The following is a 15,701-nucleotide window of genomic DNA, read 5'->3' as shown; positions in this document are numbered from 1 at the left end:
TAGTCATGGGACTCGAAGAAAAGCTGCCGAGCGGCTTCCTGCTGACCACCGTCGAGCAGGCCGCGGGCTGGGTGCGCAAGGCGTCGGTATTCCCCGCCACGTTCGGCCTCGCCTGCTGTGCCATCGAGATGATGACCACCGGCGCCGGCCGCTACGACCTGGCGCGCTTCGGCATGGAGGTCTTCCGGGGCTCGCCCCGGCAGGCGGATCTGATGATCGTCGCCGGCCGGGTCAGCCAGAAGATGGCGCCGGTACTGCGGCAGGTCTACGACCAGATGCCGAACCCCAAGTGGGTGATCTCCATGGGGGTCTGCGCCTCCTCGGGCGGCATGTTCAACAACTACGCCATCGTCCAGGGCGTCGACCACATCGTGCCGGTCGACATCTATCTCCCCGGCTGCCCGCCACGGCCGGAGATGCTGCTGGACGCCATCCTCAAGCTCCACCAGAAGATCCAGACCTCCAAGCTCGGCGTGAACGCCGAGGAGGCGGCCCGCGAGGCGGAGGAGGCGGCGCTCAAGGCCCTGCCCACGATCGAGATGAAGGGGCTGCTGCGATGAGCGACGCGAAGGGCGCGGGCGGCGCCAACCCCGAGAAGGACCTGTCGGCCTCCAACCTCCCCGGCCAGCGCGGCCAGGGCGGCGAGGAGATCCGCGTCCAGCGCGGCATGTTCGGCGCCGACAACGGCGGGGACACCTCCGGCTACGGCGGCCTGGTCCGCTCGGTCCGGCTCCCGGGCCCGGCGAACCGCCCCTACGGCGGCTGGTTCGACGAGGTCGCCGACGAACTCGAGGGAGCCCTGGAGGAACAGGAACTGCTCCCCGAGAACGCCATCGAGAAGACGGTCGTCGACCGCGACGAGCTGACCTTCCACATCGAGCGCGAGCACCTGGTCCGCGTCGCCCGCACCCTGCGCGACGACCCGGCCCTGCGCTTCGAGCTGTGCACCGGCGTCAGCGGCGTCCACTACCCGAACGACAAGGGCCGCGAGCTGCACGCCGTCTACCACCTGCGCTCGATCACCCACAACCGGCTGATCCGCCTGGAGGTCAGCGCCCCCGACAGCGACCCGCACATCCCGTCGCTGTTCTCCGTCTATCCGACGAACGACTGGCACGAGCGCGAGACGTACGACTTCTTCGGCATCGTCTTCGACGGTCACCCGGCCCTGACGCGGATCATGATGCCGGACGACTGGCAGGGCTTCCCGCAGCGCAAGGACTATCCCCTCGGCGGCATCCCCGTCGAGTACAAGGGCGCCCAGATCCCGGCTCCGGACCAGCGGAGGTCGTACTCATGAGCACTTCGCACGCCTCCCCTCGCGAGACCACCGAGGGCACCGTCTACACCGTCACCGGCGGCGACTGGGACGAGGTCGTCGAGTCGGCGGCCCGCGCCGACGACGAGCGCATCGTCGTCAACATGGGCCCGCAGCACCCGTCCACGCACGGCGTGCTCCGCCTGATCCTGGAGATCGACGGCGAGACCGTCACCGAGGCCCGCTGCGGCATCGGCTACCTGCACACCGGCATCGAGAAGAACCTCGAGTACCGGACGTGGACGCAGGGCACGACGTTCGTGACGCGCATGGACTACCTGACGCCGTTCTTCAACGAGACGGCGTACTGCCTCGGCGTCGAGAAGCTCCTCGGCATCGAGGACCAGATCCCGGACCGCGCCTCGATCATCCGCGTGCTCCTGATGGAGCTGAACCGGCTCTCGTCGCACCTGGTGTGCATCGCCACCGGCGGCATGGAGCTCGGCGCAACGACGGTCATGATCTACGGATTCCGTGATCGTGAACTGATTCTCGACATCTACGAGCTGATCACCGGCCTGCGGATGAACCACGCCTACATCCGGCCCGGCGGACTCGCCCAGGACCTGCCGCCCGGCGCGGTGGACCACATCCGCGAGTTCGTGAAGAAGATGAAGAAGAACCTCCCGGAGTACGACAAGCTCGCCACCGGGAACCCTATCTTCAAGGCCCGCATGCAGGACGTCGGCTATCTGGACCTGGCCGGCTGCATGGCCCTCGGCGCGACGGGCCCGATTCTGCGCTCCACCGGCCTGCCGCACGACCTGCGCAAGACGCAGCCGTACTGCGGCTACGAGAATTACGACTTCGACGTCCCGACCGCCGACACCTGCGACTCCTACGGCCGCTTCCTCATCCGGCTCGAGGAGATGCGCCAGTCGCTCAGGATCGTCGAGCAGTGCCTGGACCGGCTCCAGCCCGGCCCGGTCATGGTCCCCGACAAGAAGATCGCCTGGCCCGCCCAGCTCGCCCTCGGGCCCGACGGCCTCGGCAACTCCCTCGACCACATCAAGAAGATCATGGGCACCTCCATGGAGGCCCTGATCCACCACTTCAAGCTGGTCACCGAGGGCTTCCGCGTCCCGCCGGGCCAGGCCTACACGGCGGTCGAGTCGCCCAAGGGCGAACTCGGGGTGCACGTCGTGTCCGACGGCGGCACCCGCCCCTACCGGGTCCACTTCCGCGACCCGTCCTTCACCAACCTGCAGGCCATGGCGGCGATGTGCGAAGGCGGCCAGGTCGCCGACGTCATCGTCGCCGTCGCGTCCATCGACCCCGTGATGGGAGGCGTCGACCGGTGACCACCTCTTCTTCCGAGCGGGGCGTCAGCCTGGGCATGCCCGAACTGCCCGCGCCCGCCTACCCGGACGACGTCCGAGCCCGTCTGGAGACGGACGCGCGCGAGGTCATCGCCCGCTACCCGGACTCCCGGTCCGCCCTCCTGCCGCTGCTGCACCTCGTGCAGTCGGAGGAGGGACACGTCACGCGCACGGGCATGCGGTTCTGCGCGGACATGCTCGGCCTGACCACGGCCGAGGTCACCGCGGTCGCCACCTTCTACACCATGTACCGGCGCCGGCCGAGCGGTGACTACCAGGTGGGGGTGTGCACCAACACCCTGTGTGCCGTGATGGGCGGGGACGCGATCTTCGAGGAGCTCCAGGAGCACCTCGGCGTCGGCAACGGCGAGACCACCGACGACGGCAAGGTCACCCTGGAGCACATCGAGTGCAACGCGGCCTGCGACTTCGCGCCGGTCGTGATGGTCAACTGGGAGTTCTTCGACAACCAGACCCCGGGCAGCGCCAAGCGCCTCGTCGACGACCTGCGCTCGGGACGGCCGGTCACGCCCACGCGCGGGGCGACGGTGTGCACCTTCAAGGAGACCGCCCGGGTCCTGGCCGGTTTCCCCGACGAGCGGGACGGGGCCGTCGAGTCCGGAGGAAGCGCGGGACACGCTTCCCTGGTCGGCCTGAAGCTCGCCAAGGGGGAGGCCGCACCCGCGCGCGTGGTGCATCCGCGCGGTGAGGCGGCCCGGACCGAGGCACCCCACGAACCGTCACCGACGGAGCACTTGAGCTCGCACGACGCGCCGCAGGACACGTCGGCCTCCGACCCGGCCCACCCGGCCGGGCCCGCCGCCGAGGAGGGGGAGTGATGACCTTGGCACCCGAGCTGAAAGACATGAGCCCCGAGAAGCTGCTCGCACCGGTGCTGTCGGCCTTCTGGGACGAGGACAAGTCCTGGACGCTGGACGTGTACCGAAGGCACGAGGGGTACGAAGGGCTGCGCAAGGCGCTCGCCATGTCGCCGGACGACGTGATCGCGTACGTCAAGGAGTCCGGTCTGCGCGGGCGCGGCGGCGCGGGATTCCCGACGGGGATGAAGTGGCAGTTCATTCCCCAGGGGGATGGAAAGCCGCACTATCTGGTTGTCAACGCCGACGAGTCGGAGCCCGGGACGTGCAAGGACATCCCGCTCCTCTTCGCGAACCCACATAGCCTCATCGAGGGCATGATCATCGCGTGCTATGCCATCAGGTCTTCGCATGCCTTCATCTATCTGCGTGGTGAAGTCGTCCCAGTGCTGCGGCGGTTGCACTCCGCTGTGCGCGAGGCGTACGAGGCGGGCTTCCTGGGCGAGAACATCCAGGGCAGCGGACTCGACCTCGACATCACCGTGCACGCGGGCGCGGGCGCGTACATCTGCGGTGAGGAGACCGCACTGCTGGACTCGCTCGAAGGCCGCCGGGGTCAACCGCGGCTTCGTCCCCCCTTCCCCGCTGTCGCGGGCCTCTACGCGTGCCCGACTGTGGTGAACAACGTCGAGTCCATCGCGTCGGTTCCCGCGATCATGAGCCGGGGCAAAGACTGGTTCCGGTCGATGGGCAGTGAGAAGTCGCCAGGCTTCACGCTCTACTCCCTGTCCGGCCATGTCGCGGGCCCCGGCCAGTACGAGGCGCCGCTCGGCATCACGCTCCGCCAGCTCCTCGACATGAGCGGCGGCATGCGCCCCGGGCACCGCCTCAAGTTCTGGACGCCGGGGGGCTCCTCGACCCCGATGTTCACCGACGAGCATCTCGACGTCCCTCTTGATTACGAAGGAGTGGGCGCCGCGGGTTCCATGCTCGGCACGAAAGCTCTCCAGTGCTTCGACGAGACGACCTGCGTGGTGCGGGCCGTCACGCGCTGGACCGAGTTCTACGCCCACGAGTCCTGCGGCAAGTGCACGCCCTGCCGCGAAGGCACGTATTGGCTCGTGCAGCTGCTGCGCGACATCGAGGCCGGCAAGGGACGGATGTCCGACCTCGACAAGCTGAACGACATCGCCGACAACATCAACGGCAAGTCCTTCTGCGCCCTCGGCGACGGCGCCGCCTCGCCGATCTTCTCCTCGCTCAAGTACTTCCGCGAGGAGTACGAGCAGCACATCACGGGCCGGGGCTGCCCCTTCGACCCGGCCAGGTCGACGGCCTGGGCCGACCGCACGGAGGTGAACGCATGACCGTGACCACCAGCTCTCCCTCCGGTGGGGGAGAGGCGGCGGTCCCGCCGGAGGACCTCGTGTCGCTGACGATCGACGGCGCCGAGATCAGCGTGCCCAAGGGCACCCTGGTCATCCGGGCCGCCGAACAGCTCGGCATCGAGATCCCCCGGTTCTGCGACCACCCGCTCCTCGATCCGGCCGGCGCCTGCCGCCAGTGCATCGTCGAGGTCGAGGGCCAGCGCAAGCCCATGGCGTCCTGCACCATCACCTGCACCGACGGGATGGTGGTGAAGACCCACCTCACCTCGCCGGTCGCGGAGAAGGCCCAGAAGGGTGTGATGGAGCTCCTGCTCATCAACCACCCGCTGGACTGCCCGGTCTGCGACAAGGGCGGCGAGTGCCCGCTGCAGAACCAGGCCCTCTCGCACGGCGACGCCGAGTCCCGCTTCGAGGGCCGCAAGCGCACGTACGAGAAGCCCGTGCCGATCTCCACGCAGGTGCTGCTCGACCGTGAGCGCTGCGTGCTGTGCGCCCGCTGCACCCGGTTCTCCAACCAGGTCGCGGGCGACCCGATGATCGAGCTGGTCGAGCGGGGCGCGCTCCAGCAGGTCGGCACCGGCGAGGGCGACCCGTTCGAGTCGTACTTCTCCGGCAACACCATCCAGATCTGCCCGGTCGGCGCGCTGACCTCGGCGGCGTACCGATTCCGCTCCCGCCCGTTCGACCTGGTCTCCTCCCCGTCGGTCTGCGAGCACTGCTCCGGCGGCTGCGCGACGCGCACCGACCACCGGCGCGGCAAGGTCATGCGGCGGCTCGCGGCGAACGACCCCGAGGTCAACGAGGAGTGGATCTGCGACAAGGGGCGGTTCGGGTTCCGGTACGCGCAGCAGCGGGACCGGCTCGAGACGCCGCTCGTGCGCAACGCCGAGGGCGAGCTGGAACCGGCCTCCTGGCCCGAGGCGCTGCAGATCGCGGCCCAGGGGCTGCTGGCCTCCCGGGGCCGTACCGGTGTCCTGACCGGCGGCCGGCTCACCATCGAGGACGCTTACGCGTACAGCAAGTTCGCGCGCGTGGCGCTCGACACCAACGACATCGACTTCCGCGCGCGCGTGCACAGCGGCGAGGAGGCCGACTTCCTCGCCGCCCAGGTCGCCGGGCGCGGCCGGGACCTCGACGGTACGGGCGTCACGTACACCGCACTGGAGAAGGCGCCCGCCGTCCTGCTGGTCGGGTTCGAGGCGGAGGAGGAGGCGCCCGGCGTCTTCCTGCGGCTGCGCAAGGCCTGGCGGGGGCACGGACAGCGGGTCTTCTCGCTGGCCACGCACGCCACACGCGGTCTGGAGAAGGCCGGTGGCACGCTGCTGCCCGCGGCTCCCGGCACCGAGACCGAGTGGCTGGACGCGCTCGGGAGCGGTGGCGGCCTGGAGGACGACGGCGCCACGGCAGCTGAGGCGCTGCGCGCCGAGGGCGCTGTGATCGTCGTCGGCGAGCGGCTGGCCGCGGTGGCCGGCGGACTCACCGCCGCCGTACGCACCGCCTCCGCGACCGGCGCCCGGCTGGTGTGGATCCCGCGCCGGGCCGGGGAGCGCGGCGCGATCGAGGCGGGCGCGCTGCCGTCGCTGCTGCCGGGCGGACGCCCGGCCACCGACCCACGCGCGCGTGACGAGGTGGCCGACGTCTGGGGCGTGGCCGGCCTCCCGCACCGCTACGGCCGCGACACCGGCGAGATCGTCGAGGCCGCCGCGACCGGCGAGCTGCAGGCCCTGCTGGTGGCGGGCGTGGAGATCGCCGATCTGCCCGACCCGGCACGCGCGCGTGCGGCACTGGACGAGGTCGGCTTCCTGGTCTCCCTCGAACTGCGGCCCAGCGAGATCAGCCGCGAGGCCGATGTCGTCCTGCCCGTCGGCGCGGTCGCCGAGAAGGCCGGCACCTTCCTCAACTGGGAAGGCCGGGTCCGCTTCTTCGAGGCCGCGCTCAAGCCCGACCAGATGACCCGCCGCCTCGCGCCCACCGACGCGCGTGTGCTGCAGATGCTCGCCGACGCCATGGACGTCCACCTCGGACTGCCGGATCTGCGCACCGTGCGCGCGGAGATCGACCGGCTCGGCGCCTGGGACGGCCCGCGGGCCGGCGAACCCCTGGAGACCGCGGCCGCGCTGCCCCGCCCGGCCGTCGGCGAGGCGGTACTCGCCGGGCACCGGCTGCTGCTCGACCAGGGACTCCTCCAGCAGGGTGACGAGGCACTCGCCGGAACCCGGCACGCCGCACGCGCGCGCGTGTCGGCCGCGACGGCCGCCGAGGCGGGCGTCAAGGACGGCGACCTCCTCGCCGTGACCGGCCCCCAGGGCGCCGTGGAACTCCCGCTGCAGATCAGTGAGATGCCCGACCGGGTGGTGTGGCTGCCGCTGAACTCCAGCGGCGGCGGCGTCGCCTCCGACACCGGGGCGCGGCCCGGCTCCCTCGTCCGCATCGGCCCGGCGACGCTCGCCGGCGAGGCCCCCAAGGAGGTGGAGGCATGAGCCCGTACCTCCTCGCGGCTGAAGACCTCTCGATGTTCGGCCGCGACCCGTGGTGGCTGGTCGTCATCAAGGCGGTGTTCTGCTTCGCCTTCCTGATGGTGACCGTGCTGGTCTCCATCGTCATGGAGCGCAAGGTCGTCGCCTGGATGCAGTTGCGCGTCGGCCCCAACCGGCACGGCCCCTGGGGCATGCTCCAGTCGCTCGCCGACGGCATCAAACTGATGCTCAAGGAAGACGTCATCGTCAAGCGCGCCGACAAGGCGGTGTACGTCCTCGCGCCGGTCATCGCGGCCATCCCGGCCTTCATGGCGATCGCGGTGATCCCCTTCGGCCCGGCCGGCAACGAGATCTCGATCTTCGGTCAGCGCACCACGATGCAGCTCACCGACCTGCCGATCGCGATGCTCTACATCCTCGCGGTCGCCTCGGTCGGCATCTACGGCATCGTCCTCGCGGGCTGGAGCTCCGGCTCGACGTACCCGCTGCTGGGCGGTCTGCGCTCCTGCGCGCAGATGATCTCCTACGAGATCGCGATGGGCGCCGCCTTCGCCTCCGTGTTCCTCTACTCGGGGTCGATGTCGACGTCGACGATCGTCGAGCAGCAGGCCGACCGCTGGTACATCCTGCTGCTGCCGCTCTCCTTCATCCTCTACATCGTCACGATGGTCGGCGAGACCAACCGCGCCCCCTTCGACATGCCGGAGTCCGAGGGCGACCTGGTCGGCGGCTTCAACACCGAGTACTCGTCGATCAAGTTCGCGATGTTCATGCTCGCCGAGTACGTCAACATGGTGACCGTCTCGGCCGTCGCCACCACGCTGTTCCTCGGCGGTTGGCGGGCCCCGTGGCCGATCAGCACCTTCTGGGAGGGCGCGAACCACGGCTGGTGGCCGATGCTCTGGTTCACCGTCAAGGTCCAGTTGCTGCTGTTCATGTTCATCTGGATCCGCGGCACGCTCCCACGCGTCCGCTACGACCAGCTCATGAAGCTCGGCTGGAAGGTCCTCATCCCGGTCTCGCTGGTGTGGCTGATGCTCGTCGCCACCGTGCGGGCCCTGCGGAACGAGAACTACGACTTCGCCGACATCGTGCTCTACGTCGGCGGCGGTGTGCTGGCCCTGTTGCTGCTCTCCTTCGTGGTCGACATGTTCCGCGAGAAGTCGAAGCAGGCCGAGCGGCCGGCCGAGACCCCGGCGGCCTTCGACCCCATGGCGGGCGGATTCCCCGTGCCGCCACTGCCCGGACAGGAGCTTCCGCCGGCTCCGCGACGCCGCTCGCGCCGTGAGCGGGAGCTGATTGTCAGTGGTGGGCCCGATACTCAGAGTGACGAATCTCTGGGCGGATCTACGGATGGAAGGGAGGCGTCCGATGACTGAGGAACCGAAGGACACCAAGCCCGGTTTCCAGAACCCCGTGGCCGGCTTCGGCGTGACCTTCAAGGCCATGTTCAAGAAGCGGCTGACCGAGCAGTACCCGGAGCAGCAGAAGACCACGGCTCCGCGCTTCCACGGACGGCACCAGCTCAACCGCCATCCGGACGGCCTGGAGAAGTGCGTCGGCTGTGAACTGTGCGCGTGGGCCTGTCCCGCCGACGCCATCTATGTGGAGGGCGCGGACAACACCGACGAGGAGCGCTACTCGCCGGGCGAGCGGTACGGCCGCGTCTACCAGATCAACTACGCCCGCTGCATCCTGTGCGGCCTGTGCATCGAGGCCTGCCCCACGCGCGCGCTCACGATGACGAACGAGTTCGAGCTGGCCGACTCCAGCCGGGCCAACCTCATCTACACCAAGGAGCAGCTGCTCGCCGGTCTCGAGGACGGCATGGTCGACTCGCCCCACGCCATCTACCCGGGGACGGACGAACAGGACTACTACCGCGGCCTGGTCACCGAGGCCGCGCCCGGCACGGAGCAGCAGGTCGCCCACTCCGAGGGCGAGGTCGTGCAGGAGTCCGACTCCACCTTCGGCGGGACCGAGCCGGCGTCGGAGAAGGTGATCGGCCGATGACCGCCCAGCTCGCCGCCTACTCCACCTCCACCGGAGAGGCCGTCCAGTTCTGGATCCTCGGCACGGTCGCGGTGATCGGCGCTCTGTGCACCATCCTCATGAGGAGGGCCGTGCACAGTGCCCTCTGTCTCGCCGGGACCATGATCATCCTGGCGGTGTTCTACCTCGCCAACGGCGCCTACTTCCTGGGCGTCGTGCAGATCATCGTCTACACCGGCGCGATCATGATGCTGTTCCTGTTCGTGGTGATGCTCGTCGGCGTGACCGCGGCGGACTCCCTGAAGGAGACCATCAAGGGCCAGCGCTGGCTGGCCCTGCTGTGCGGTCTCGGCTTCGGCGTCCTGCTGATCGGCGGCATCGGCAACGCCTCCCTCACGGAGTTCAACGGCATCGGCCAGGCGAACGCCGGGGGCAATGTGGAGGGCATCGCCGCCCTCATCTTCACCAAGTACGTCTTCGCGTTCGAGATCACCGGCGCCCTGCTCATCACGGCCGCCGTCGGCGCCATGGTGCTCACCCATCGCGAGCGCACCGAACGCGCCAAGACCCAGCGTGAACTCTCCGAGGAGCGGGTGCGCGAAGGCAAGCAACTGCCGCCCCTGCCGGCCCCCGGTGTGTACGCCCGGCACAACGCGGTCGACATCGCGGGCCTGCTCCCCGACGGCACACCCTCCGACCTCACCGTCAGCAAGACGCTGCGCGAGCGCGGCCAGATCCGCGACGTGTCGCAGGAGGCGCTCAACGACCTCAAGGCCCTGGAACAGCGGGCCGAGGATCGCCTGGAGCGCGGGGCGATCGGGCCGGCGAAGTTCAAGCGGTCCGAGGAGGCGTCGAAGTGAACCCCGTCAACTACCTCTATCTCGCGGCCCTGTTGTTCACGATCGGCGCCACCGGCGTGCTGATCAGGCGCAACGCGATCGTCGTGTTCATGTGCATCGAGCTCATGCTCAACGCCTGCAACCTCGCGTTCGTCGCCTTCTCCCGGATGCACGGCAACCTCGACGGCCAGATCATCGCGTTCTTCACGATGGTCGTCGCCGCCGCCGAGGTCGTGGTCGGGCTCGCGATCATCGTGTCCCTGTTCCGTGCCCGCCACTCGGCCTCGGTCGACGACGCCAGCCTGATGAAGCTGTAAGGGGTCGGAAGAATCGTGGAGAACCTGATTGCGCTGCTGGTGGCGGCGCCCCTGCTGGGAGCGGTGGTCCTGCTGTGCGGCGGACGCCGGCTGGACGCCGTCGGCCACTGGATCGGCACCGCCCTCGCCGCCTCCTCCTTCGTGCTCGGCCTGGTGCTGTTCGCCGACATGCTGGGCAAGGACGCGGATCACCGGGAGATGGGCCAGCACCTGTTCAGCTGGATCCCGGTCGAGGGCTTCCAGGCGGACGTCGCCTTCCAGCTCGACCAGCTTTCGATGACGTTCGTCCTGCTGATCTCGGGCGTCGGCTCGCTGATCCACCTCTACTCCGTCGGGTACATGGAGCACGACGAGCGGCGCCGCCGCTTCTTCGGGTACCTGAACCTGTTCCTCGCGGCGATGCTGCTGCTCGTCCTCGCCGACAACTACCTGCTGCTGTACGTCGGCTGGGAGGGCGTCGGTCTCGCCTCCTACCTGCTGATCGGCTTCTGGCAGCACAAGCCCAGCGCCGCCACGGCCGCGAAGAAGGCCTTCCTGGTCAACCGCGTCGGCGACATGGGCCTGTCCATCGCGATCATGCTGATGTTCCTGTGGTTCGGCACCTTCGCCTTCGGGCCGGTGCTCGGCAGCCACGAGGAGGCCGGGCTCGCCGGTGCCGCCGGTGAGGACAAGCTGACCGTCATCGCCCTGATGCTGCTGCTCGCGGCCTGCGGCAAGTCCGCCCAGGTGCCGCTGCAGTCCTGGCTCGGGGACGCGATGGAGGGCCCGACCCCGGTCTCGGCCCTCATCCACGCCGCGACGATGGTGACGGCGGGTGTGTACCTGATCGTCCGCTCCGCGGCCGTCTTCAACGGCGCCCCGGACGCCCAGTTGGTCGTCACCGTCGTCGGTGCCGTCACGCTCCTCTTCGGTGCGATCGTCGGTTGCGCGAAGGACGACATCAAGAAGGCACTGGCCGGCTCGACCATGTCGCAGATCGGCTACATGGTGCTCGCCGCGGGCCTCGGCCCCATCGGCTACGTCTTCGCGATCATGCACCTGGTGACGCACGGCTTCTTCAAGGCGGGGCTGTTCCTCGGCGCCGGTTCGGTCATGCACGGCATGAACGACGAGGTGGACATGAGGAAGTACGGCGGCCTCAGGAAGTACATGCCGGTCACCTTCGTCACCTTCGGCCTCGGCTACCTGGCGATCATCGGCTTCCCGGGCCTGTCCGGCTTCTTCTCCAAGGACATGATCATCGAGTCGGCGTTCGCCAAGGGCGGCACCGAGGGCTGGATCCTCGGCGGCGTGGCCCTGCTGGGCGCGGCCATCACGGCGTTCTACATGACGCGCGTGATGCTGATGACGTTCTTCGGCGAGAAGCGCTGGCAGCCCGACGAGAAGGGCAATGAACCGCATCCGCACGAGTCGCCCAAGGTCATGACGATCCCGATGATCGTGCTGGCCGTCGGGTCGGTGGCCGGCGGCGCTGTCTTCAGCATCGGCGACCGCTTCGTGCACTGGCTGGAGCCGATCACCGGGCACAGCCACGGCGACTCGCCGATCAGCGCGGGTGTGATCACCGGCGCGACCGTCACATGCATGGTCATCGGCGTCGCACTCGCCTGGACGCAGTACGGACGGCGCCCGGTCCCGGCCGTCGCCCCGCGCGGATCGCTGCTCACCCGGGCCGCCCGGCGCGACCTGCTCCAGGACGACTTCAACCACATCGTCCTGGTCCGCGGCGGCGAACACCTCACGCGGTCCCTGGTCTACGTCGACCACACCCTGGTCGACGGCGTCGTCAATGGCACGGCGGCCTCGGTCGGCGGCCTTTCCGGGCGGATGCGCAAGCTGCAGAACGGCTTCGCCCGCTCCTACGCGGTCTCGATGTTCGGGGGCGCGGCGGTCCTGGTCGCCGTGACCCTGCTGATGAGGGCGGTCTGATACCGATGTCCTTTCCTCTGCTGACAGCGACAGCGGTGCTCCCGGCCGTCGGGGCGATCGCCACGGCCGCCGTGCCGGCCGCGCAGCGCACCGTCGCCAAATGGCTGGCGCTGCTCTTCTCGCTCGCCACGCTCGTCCTGGCGATCGTCGTCCTGGTGCGCTTCGACCCAGGCGGCGACCGCTACCAGCTCACCGAGTCCCACTCCTGGATCGCGGACTTCGGCGTCCGCTACGAACTGGGCGTGGACGGCATCGCGGTGGCGCTGATCGCGCTCACGGCGCTGCTGATCCCGTTCATCATCCTCGCGGGCTGGCACGACGCCGACCCGCTGGAGACCGGCTCCACGCGGTGGCGGCCGACGCAGGGCTTCTTCGCCCTGATCCTGGCCGTCGAGGCGATGGTGATCATCTCCTTCGAGGCCACCGACGTCTTCCTCTTCTACATCTTCTTCGAAGCCATGCTGATCCCGATGTACTTCCTCATCGGCGGCTTCGGGGACCGTGCCCACGAGCACGGCGAGAAGGCGGCGGCGACGCAACGGTCGTACGCGGCGGTGAAGTTCCTGCTCTACAACCTGGTCGGCGGTCTGATCATGCTGGCCGCGGTGATCGGCCTGTACGTGGTCGCCGGGAACTTCTCGCTCACGGAGATCGCCGAGGCCCGGGCCAACGGCTCGCTCGACATGGCGACCAACACCGAACGGTGGCTGTTCCTGGGCTTCTTCTTCGCCTTCGCGGTGAAGGCGCCGCTGTGGCCGCTGCACACCTGGCTGCCCAACGCGATGCAGGAGTCCACCGCCCCGGTCGCCGTGCTCATCACGGCGGTCGTCGACAAGGTCGGCACCTTCGCGATGCTCCGCTTCTGCCTCCAGCTCTTCCCGGAGGCGAGCAAGTGGGCGACGCCCGCGATCCTCGTCCTCGCCCTGATCAGCATCATCTACGGGGCGTTGCTCGCGGTCGGCCAGCGCGACATCAAGCGACTGGTGGCCTACGCGTCGATCTCCCACTTCGGCTTCATCATCATGGGCATCTTCGCGATGACCAGCCAGGGCCAGTCCGGGGCGACGCTCTACATGGTCAACCACGGCATCTCGACCGCCGCGCTGATGCTGGTGGCGGGCTTCCTGATCTCCCGGCGCGGCTCGCGGCTCATCGCCGACTACGGCGGAGTGCAGAAGGTGGCGCCGGTGCTCGCCGGCACGTTCCTGATCGGCAGCCTGGCGACCCTGTCGCTGCCCGGCCTGGCACCGTTCGTCAGCGAGTTCCTGGTCCTGGTCGGCACATTCACGCGGTACCCGGTGGTCGGCATCATCGCCACCTTCGGCATCGTCCTCGCCGCGCTCTACACCCTCGTCCTCTACCAGCGGACGATGACGGGCCCGGTGAAACCCGAGATCGCGAAGATGCCGGACCTCAGGGTGCGTGAACTCGTGGTCGTCGCCCCGCTGGTCGTCCTGCTGATCTTCCTGGGCGTCTACCCGAAGCCCGTCACCCAGATCATCGACCCGGCGGTCAAACAGACCATGTCCGACGTACAGCAGAAGGACCCCAAGCCCGAGGTGGAGGCGGCCAAGTGAGCGCAACAGCCGTCCACAGCCTGTGGACAACGGCGGCCGAACCGATCACGAAGATCGACGCGCCGAAGATCGAGTACGGGCAGCTCGCCCCCACCCTGATCATCGTCGGTGCGGCGATCGTCGGGATCCTGGTCGAGGCGTTCGTCCCGCGCAAGTCCCGATACTACGTCCAGATGTTCGTGTCCGTCGTCGCGATCGCGGCCGCCTTCGCGGCGGTCGTGGCGCTCGCGGCCGACGGGTACGGCACGACCAAGGCGCACATCGCGGCGATGGGCGCCATCGCCGTCGACGGACCGGCCCTCTTCCTACAGGGCACCATTTTGCTGGCGGCCATGGTCGGCCTGTTCACCTTCGCCGAGCGGCGGCTCGACCCGGAGGTGCACGGCAACCGCGTCGACTCCTTCGCCGCGCAGGCCGCGTCCGTGCCGGGCAGCGAGAGCGAGAAGGCCGCGGTCAAGGCCGGGTTCACCACCACCGAGGTGTTCCCGCTGCTGCTGTTCGCCGTCGCCGGCATGCTGATCTTCCCGGCGGCCAACGACCTGCTGACGCTGTTCGTGGCGCTGGAGGTCTTCTCGCTCCCGCTGTACCTGCTCTGCGCGCTGGCCCGCCGCAAGCGGATGATGTCGCAGGAGGCGGCGGTCAAGTACTTCCTGCTCGGCGCCTTCGCCTCCGCGTTCACCCTCTTCGGCATCGCACTGCTGTACGGCTACGCGGGCTCCATGTCGTACGCGACGATCGCGCAGGTCGTCGACGGCACGGTGCAGGACGTCAACCCGGCGCTCGCCGGCACCATGGGCAACGACGCGCTCCTGCTGATCGGAGCCGCGCTGCTTGTGATGGGCCTGCTGTTCAAGGTGGGCGCGGTGCCGTTCCACATGTGGACGCCGGACGTGTACCAGGGCGCGCCGACGCCGGTGACCGGCTTCATGGCGGCGGCGACGAAGGTGGCGGCGTTCGGCGCGCTGCTGCGCGTGCTGTACGTCGTCCTGCCGGGCCTGCGCTGGGACTGGCGGCCGGTCATGTGGGCCGTGGCGATCGTCACCATGCTGGGCGGTGCGATCGTCGCGATCACGCAGACCGACATCAAGCGGCTGCTGGCGTACTCGTCGATCGCGCACGCCGGGTTCATCCTCGCGGGTGTCATCGCGACCACGCCGGACGGTGTCTCGTCGGTGCTGTTCTACCTGGCGGCGTACTCGTTCGTGACGATCGGCGCCTTCGCGGTGGTCACCCTCGTCCGGGACGCGGGCGGCGAGGCGACGCACCTGTCCAAGTGGGCGGGGCTCGGCCGGCGTTCGCCGCTGGTGGCGGCCGTGTTCGCGGTGTTCCTGCTGGCCTTCGCGGGCATCCCGCTGACCTCCGGCTTCGCCGGGAAGTTCGCCGTGTTCAAGGCGGCGGCGGAGGGCGGGGCGGCCCCGCTGGTCGTGGTCGGTGTGATCTCGTCGGCGATCGCGGCGTTCTTCTACATCCGGGTCATCGTGCTGATGTTCTTCAGCGAGCCGCGGCCGGAGGGCCCGACGGTGGCCGTGCCGTCGCCGCTGACGATGACGGCGATCGGGGTGGGCGTGGCGGTCACGCTGGTGCTCGGTGTGGCGCCGCAGTACTTCCTGGACCTCGCGAGCCAGGCGGGCGTGTTCGTGCGCTGACGGTGCGCTTGTCGGTGGGCGGCGGCCCGGCGTCCCTTCGGGGTGCCGGGCCGTCGGCCGTGAAGGGGCCGGTGGGCCGAG

General features: G+C 69.2%; 13 protein-coding genes. All 13 read left to right on the top strand.

Annotated elements, in window-relative coordinates; translation table 11 throughout:
• Positions 1–5: 5 nt before the first annotated feature.
• Genes ACFTZL_RS11845 through nuoN form a run of 13 tightly spaced genes read left to right on the top strand, consistent with a single transcriptional unit; the run spans position 6 to position 15,620 of the window.
• Positions 6–560, top strand: coding sequence for an NADH-quinone oxidoreductase subunit B family protein (locus ACFTZL_RS11845; protein ID WP_056552623.1), 555 nt, complete (start codon positions 6–8; stop codon positions 558–560).
• Positions 557–1,300, top strand: coding sequence for an NADH-quinone oxidoreductase subunit C (locus tag ACFTZL_RS11840; RefSeq protein WP_382580613.1), 744 nt, complete (start codon positions 557–559; stop codon positions 1,298–1,300). Before ACFTZL_RS11845 ends, ACFTZL_RS11840 begins: the two co-directional genes overlap by 4 nt.
• On the top strand, positions 1,297–2,619 hold the full coding sequence (locus tag ACFTZL_RS11835; protein WP_382580611.1) for an NADH-quinone oxidoreductase subunit D: 1,323 nt from the start codon (positions 1,297–1,299) through the stop codon (positions 2,617–2,619). Before ACFTZL_RS11840 ends, ACFTZL_RS11835 begins: the two co-directional genes overlap by 4 nt.
• The gene (gene nuoE / locus ACFTZL_RS11830) at positions 2,616–3,476 is read left to right on the top strand and encodes an NADH-quinone oxidoreductase subunit NuoE (protein WP_382580609.1); all 861 of its coding nucleotides are present in this window, start codon (positions 2,616–2,618) and stop codon (positions 3,474–3,476) included. Before ACFTZL_RS11835 ends, nuoE begins: the two co-directional genes overlap by 4 nt.
• The gene (gene nuoF, locus ACFTZL_RS11825; protein ID WP_267944395.1) at positions 3,476–4,822 is read left to right on the top strand and encodes an NADH-quinone oxidoreductase subunit NuoF; all 1,347 of its coding nucleotides are present in this window, start codon (positions 3,476–3,478) and stop codon (positions 4,820–4,822) included. Before nuoE ends, nuoF begins: the two co-directional genes overlap by 1 nt.
• On the top strand, positions 4,819–7,323 hold the full coding sequence (locus tag ACFTZL_RS11820) for an NADH-quinone oxidoreductase subunit G (protein WP_382580607.1): 2,505 nt from the start codon (positions 4,819–4,821) through the stop codon (positions 7,321–7,323). The genes nuoF and ACFTZL_RS11820 overlap by 4 nt, the downstream gene beginning before the upstream one ends.
• Entirely contained in the window at positions 7,320–8,699 is a 1,380-nt protein-coding gene (nuoH, locus tag ACFTZL_RS11815) for an NADH-quinone oxidoreductase subunit NuoH (protein WP_382580605.1), read from the top strand. The genes ACFTZL_RS11820 and nuoH overlap by 4 nt, the downstream gene beginning before the upstream one ends.
• The gene (nuoI, locus tag ACFTZL_RS11810) at positions 8,692–9,333 is read left to right on the top strand and encodes an NADH-quinone oxidoreductase subunit NuoI (RefSeq protein ID WP_382580603.1); all 642 of its coding nucleotides are present in this window, start codon (positions 8,692–8,694) and stop codon (positions 9,331–9,333) included. The genes nuoH and nuoI overlap by 8 nt, the downstream gene beginning before the upstream one ends.
• Entirely contained in the window at positions 9,330–10,172 is an 843-nt protein-coding gene (locus tag ACFTZL_RS11805; protein WP_382580601.1) for an NADH-quinone oxidoreductase subunit J, read from the top strand. The genes nuoI and ACFTZL_RS11805 overlap by 4 nt, the downstream gene beginning before the upstream one ends.
• The gene (gene nuoK / locus ACFTZL_RS11800; protein ID WP_003992252.1) at positions 10,169–10,468 is read left to right on the top strand and encodes an NADH-quinone oxidoreductase subunit NuoK; all 300 of its coding nucleotides are present in this window, start codon (positions 10,169–10,171) and stop codon (positions 10,466–10,468) included. The genes ACFTZL_RS11805 and nuoK overlap by 4 nt, the downstream gene beginning before the upstream one ends.
• A 15-nt stretch (positions 10,469–10,483) precedes the next feature.
• Positions 10,484–12,397, top strand: coding sequence for an NADH-quinone oxidoreductase subunit L (nuoL, locus tag ACFTZL_RS11795; protein ID WP_382580599.1), 1,914 nt, complete (start codon positions 10,484–10,486; stop codon positions 12,395–12,397).
• A gap of 5 nt (positions 12,398–12,402) precedes the next feature.
• Positions 12,403–13,974, top strand: coding sequence for an NADH-quinone oxidoreductase subunit M (locus ACFTZL_RS11790; RefSeq protein ID WP_382580597.1), 1,572 nt, complete (start codon positions 12,403–12,405; stop codon positions 13,972–13,974).
• A complete protein-coding gene (nuoN, locus tag ACFTZL_RS11785) occupies positions 13,971–15,620 on the top strand; it encodes an NADH-quinone oxidoreductase subunit NuoN (RefSeq protein WP_382580596.1) in 1,650 nt (549 codons plus the stop codon). Before ACFTZL_RS11790 ends, nuoN begins: the two co-directional genes overlap by 4 nt.
• The last annotated feature ends 81 nt before the right edge of the window (positions 15,621–15,701 follow it).

The sequence above is a fragment of the Streptomyces sp. NPDC056948 genome, from assembly GCF_042674225.1.
GTDB classification, from domain to species: Bacteria; Actinomycetota; Actinomycetes; order Streptomycetales; family Streptomycetaceae; genus Streptomyces; species Streptomyces purpurascens.
This window is presented reverse-complemented; position numbering and strand designations above follow the sequence as displayed.

Coding starts and splice junctions, on each gene's coding strand:
- ACFTZL_RS11820 (WP_382580607.1), top strand. CDS start 4,819: ATGACCGTGACCACCAGCTCTCCCTCCGGTGGGGGAGAGGCGGCGGTC.
- ACFTZL_RS11840 (WP_382580613.1), top strand. CDS start 557: ATGAGCGACGCGAAGGGCGCGGGCGGCGCCAACCCCGAGAAGGACCTG.
- nuoH (WP_382580605.1), top strand. CDS start 7,320: ATGAGCCCGTACCTCCTCGCGGCTGAAGACCTCTCGATGTTCGGCCGC.
- ACFTZL_RS11835 (WP_382580611.1), top strand. CDS start 1,297: ATGAGCACTTCGCACGCCTCCCCTCGCGAGACCACCGAGGGCACCGTC.
- ACFTZL_RS11805 (WP_382580601.1), top strand. CDS start 9,330: ATGACCGCCCAGCTCGCCGCCTACTCCACCTCCACCGGAGAGGCCGTC.
- nuoF (WP_267944395.1), top strand. CDS start 3,476: ATGACCTTGGCACCCGAGCTGAAAGACATGAGCCCCGAGAAGCTGCTC.
- ACFTZL_RS11845 (WP_056552623.1), top strand. CDS start 6: ATGGGACTCGAAGAAAAGCTGCCGAGCGGCTTCCTGCTGACCACCGTC.
- nuoI (WP_382580603.1), top strand. CDS start 8,692: ATGACTGAGGAACCGAAGGACACCAAGCCCGGTTTCCAGAACCCCGTG.
- ACFTZL_RS11790 (WP_382580597.1), top strand. CDS start 12,403: ATGTCCTTTCCTCTGCTGACAGCGACAGCGGTGCTCCCGGCCGTCGGG.